At 67.2% G+C, this 2,748-nt stretch carries 2 protein-coding genes; both read right to left on the bottom strand.

The features are described 5' to 3' along the window. On the bottom strand, positions 1-1,313 hold a 1,313-nt coding region (locus B3587_RS09485; RefSeq protein WP_292728125.1), incomplete at its 3' end, for a glycosyltransferase. Between the two features lie 15 nt (positions 1,314-1,328). Beyond that, on the bottom strand, positions 1,329-2,748 hold a 1,420-nt coding region (locus tag B3587_RS09480), incomplete at its 5' end, for an O-antigen ligase family protein (RefSeq protein ID WP_292728123.1).

Genomic DNA, 2,748 nt, shown 5'->3' with positions numbered 1-2,748 from the left:
CGGCTGTGCCGAAGGAGCGTGCCTCCCTCCGGAGCACGGGAGTGAAGGAGTCCTGCGACGATGCGGTTGCGGGCGTGGAAATAGGCCTGCCAATCGATGGTGTCGTCTTTACCGACCCACGACACATGCCACAGGGCGATGCCGGGTACTGAAACCGTGGGGAACCCTGCCTCGCCAGCGCGGAGGCAGTACTCGGCGTCATCCCACTTGATGAACGCGGGCAGCGCGAGACCGATCTCACGGACCGTCTCCATCGGGATCAGGCACATCCACCAGCCGTTGTAGTCCGAGTCCAATCGCTGGTGCAGGATCTTCGTCTGGCGTAGGTTGCTTGCGCTGAAATCGTGGGGGAACTCCTCCTGGTAGAGAGTGCGCCACATGAACGGGACCTCATCTACGACCTCTGCCCACGCGTGCAGCTTCGGGCGATCCAGCAGGTCGAACATGTGCGCACCCACGATCGTGGGTCGGGTGGCATATCGACCGAACACGATGGAGCGACGGAGGGATTCGGGCTCGATGAGAACATCGTCGTCGAGGAGTTGGACGAAGTCGCTCTCGGGCCGGTCGAGGGTTTCCAGCATTGCCCGGGAGAACCCACCCGATCCGCCGAGGTTGGGCTGGCGGATGATCTGTAGGGTCTCCCCGAGCCGTTCGCTGAGCTCGTGGTGCTCCGGTCGGTCGGCGACGAGGTCGGTGCCCTGGTCGATGACGAAGATCCGGTCGACGAGCTCGAGGACGTCGGGGCTGTCGGCCAGACTCGCCAGCGTCTGCACGCAGTAGTCGGGCTTGTTGAAGGTCGTGATGCCGAGGCTGGCTTTGCCGGTGCGAACGGGCTCCTGCTCGGTGGTCCACTCCGCGCCCTCGAACACTGCCGCGCTCTCGTCGGCCACGATGTCGAACCAGATCCAGCCGCCGTCGCTGTAGCGATCAAGCGTCAGATCGAAGTGCGCTTCCGAGTCGCCGGTGACTTCGCGAGTATCGAGACGCTGTCGGACTCCGTTGCCGTTAGATCGATACACCAGCACGGTTGCTGGACCGCTGGTGCGAACGGTCAGCCGGATGTCACGAACCACCGTCCAGTGCTGCCAGTAGGAGGCGGGGAAGGCGTTGAAGTAGGTGCCCAGTGACACGCGCCGCCCGGCGACGATACGGGCGCGACGGCGGTCGAGGATGTTGCCCAGGTGGGCCCGGCTCGATACGCGCACGGGCTGCTCGTCGATCACCGACCAGATTTCGGGGTCGGCGTAGAGCGGCAATAGGTCAGGGTCGCGTTCGAGGGGGAACACGACGTTCTGAAGGACGTGGGTCACCAAGCAAGTCTCCGGTCAGACGAAGGGTGGCTGATCGAGGCCGAGACCGTAGCCTACCTTCCCGTCCTTGACGCTTTCCGTGCGGCGCGCGTGATCGCGTGGCTGCAGCTTCGCCAGGAACAGCACGGTCAGCATCCATCCCCACAGCAGGAGCGGGCTGGATTCGGTGATCCCCTGGATGACGACGATGACGCCGACGGCGACGGGGAGGAGCGACACGGTGGCGGTGACCCGGTCGTCCCGACGCTGCCACCGGTGGTGCCGCACCGCGAAGACCCACGTGCGCCACACGAACAACACGTACAAGCAGGCGAGGAGCACCACCCCGACAACGCCTAACTGGAACCACACGTCGACCCACACGCTGTGCGCCTGGATGATGTGCAGCCCTCGGGGCATGACGATCCAGTCGGAGAACGCCGGGTCCCAGGGGATCCATGGTGTCGCGAAACCGTTGCCGACGACCGGCTGGGCGGCGCCGCGGGCGAACACGAGATCCCAGATCTCTGTGCGGTCGGTGAGGTCTGCGTCGCGGCCAAGGAACGACAGGATGCCGCGCCGCATCGCCCACGCGAGGCCCGCCGCGACCGCGCCGAGCGCTGCCGCCGCGAGATAGACCCGCATGCGACCCGACGTCGTGCGCGCCGTACGTGCCGCCAGCAGGATGACAAGCGCGATGGCGAGGGCGATGGTCGCGATGAACGCCGTCGCCGATTCGGTGCGAACGAGGAGGTACACCGATGCGGCGAGCGTGACCCCAAACACCCCGCGACGGCGCGGCTCGATGGCCAGGCGGATGCTGAGCACGACGACCGCGAGCAGCGCCAGCATGGCGAGCAGATTGGCGTTGCCGACGATTCCGTCGAGGCGGCCGCCGGTGAACAGCTGGGCGTTCGTCCAGATGTCGCTGCGCTCGGTCTGCGCATCCACGGCGGCGAACTCGATCCCGACCGGACCGCCGACGATCAGCGCGGCCCACGCCTCGAAGAGCACCGATAGCGCCATAACGGCGGCCAACGCCCAGGCGAGTGCCGAGACGAGCTGGCGCCAGGTCAGCATCGCAGCGAGGGCGATGGCGACCAGCGTTGTCGCTGCCAGCAGGGTCCAGGTCAGAGCGGTGGTCTCCGGCCAGCGGGACCAGGCGATGCTGGCGGCTGCCCATCCCGTGAAGGCGAGCGCGGTCCACGGGAGAGCGCGCCACTGCGGGGCACGGATGACGCGCACGGCGATGACCGCGACTCCCGCGCACGCGATGACGCCGACGGCAGCGGCGGCGGGTGCGCCGAACGCCGCCGCCCATCCGGGTGCCGTGAAGGCGGTGAAGAAGACTACGCCGGCCCACAAGTGTGGCGCGAAACGCAGGGGGATCGTGGTGGAAGGGGCGACGACAGGAAGGGTGGCCGTTGGGGCTCCGAAAGCCGTCATCGCTGCCCAC

The organism is Microbacterium sp. UBA837, assembly GCF_002296025.1.
In the GTDB taxonomy this organism is placed as follows: domain Bacteria; phylum Actinomycetota; class Actinomycetes; order Actinomycetales; family Microbacteriaceae; genus Microbacterium.
Note: the sequence above shows the minus strand (reverse complement) of the source record. Positions and strands in the feature narration are given on the sequence as shown.